Genomic DNA, 1,190 nt, shown 5'->3' on the forward strand with positions numbered 1-1,190 from the left:
AAGGCTGGGCGATGTTTGCACAAGTTGCTTCTTTCAACGGTGCGGATCTTACAGGGGCCAACCTAGAGTTTGCCCGTGTTTCCAAGGCAACATTTCATGGTGCTATTTTGGAAGCCGCAAATTTAGAAATGGTATGGGCGACAAAAACGGACTTTTTAAAGTCAAACATGAGGAATACAAATCTTCAAGAGACAAAATTTTATGGTGCAAACTTAAAGGATGTCGATATGGCAGGTTCTCGAAAGCATTATGCCATCTTTCAAGATGCGAATATGCAAAATTGCCTTTATTGCCCACATAATTGGTAATACACATAACCGGTTCTGTCTCACTCAGGGCTGGTTATTTCTTAGTTATTTAAGAATATATAAAACAATAAACTGTAAATTCACACTTACAGCACTTTCTTAATATTACTTAACTTTAAAGCTCATAAATAATAAAAATTAGCTCTAAAAATTGAAGCATAAACGGTCATTAAACATATATAAAACATAATTTCAATATAATCACAAGATAACCACAATCGCTGAAAACACTAAATAAACCTCAATACCACCCACTTCATACATGATATAAAATAAGTTAAAAAAATTTATATACTATTGTTTTAAAAGCAATAAATAACTTACCTATTAAAAATACGGCAAATAAAGAAATATCTAACCACTTATTTTATAAGGTTTTTTATAAATACTAAACGGTATGTTTTATAAACACATCTTTGACATATTTATAAATCAAATGATAGCATTTCACAAACCTTACAAATTTACACACTTACTTACACAACTTTTAACAAGAGGGAATGAAGCATCAAATCAAAACCCGTTATTAAAACTTCAAACATCTGTTTATATTTTACTTATTTTTCACCTGTAGATTATGTAACTCCGAATTGACTGACTTGTTATTCAATTAACTTGAATAATTAATTTCCATAATTCATATAACAGTCAAAAATAGATTTACGAGGAATTTTTATAGGCATGCTTAAACTATTCATACCTTTAGCAATGATCATCTTAGTCGGTTGTAATGCAGAATCTGATACGAATACAATTCCTGCAAACAGCACTATTACATTGGATCAAAGTAATAACTCAACACAATCCGAAGAAACTGCAACTGTTCTGCCTGAGGCAAACACAACAACAGTTATTGATGGTGGCGAAACATCCAACACCAAT

General features: G+C 31.3%; 2 protein-coding genes. Both read left to right on the top strand.

Annotation, left to right across the window (positions count from 1 at the left end):
• A partial coding sequence (locus VPNCDNU1_RS28565) for a pentapeptide repeat-containing protein (RefSeq protein WP_237324248.1) occupies positions 1-308 on the top strand: 308 nt, incomplete at its 5' end.
• A gap of 681 nt (positions 309-989) precedes the next feature.
• Positions 990-1,190 (top strand): hypothetical protein (locus VPNCDNU1_RS28570; protein ID WP_145959512.1); only part of this gene is annotated, 201 nt, incomplete at its 3' end.

It is taken from the genome of Vibrio penaeicida (genome assembly GCF_002933855.1).
In the GTDB taxonomy this organism is placed as follows: Bacteria; Pseudomonadota; Gammaproteobacteria; order Enterobacterales; family Vibrionaceae; genus Vibrio; species Vibrio penaeicida_A.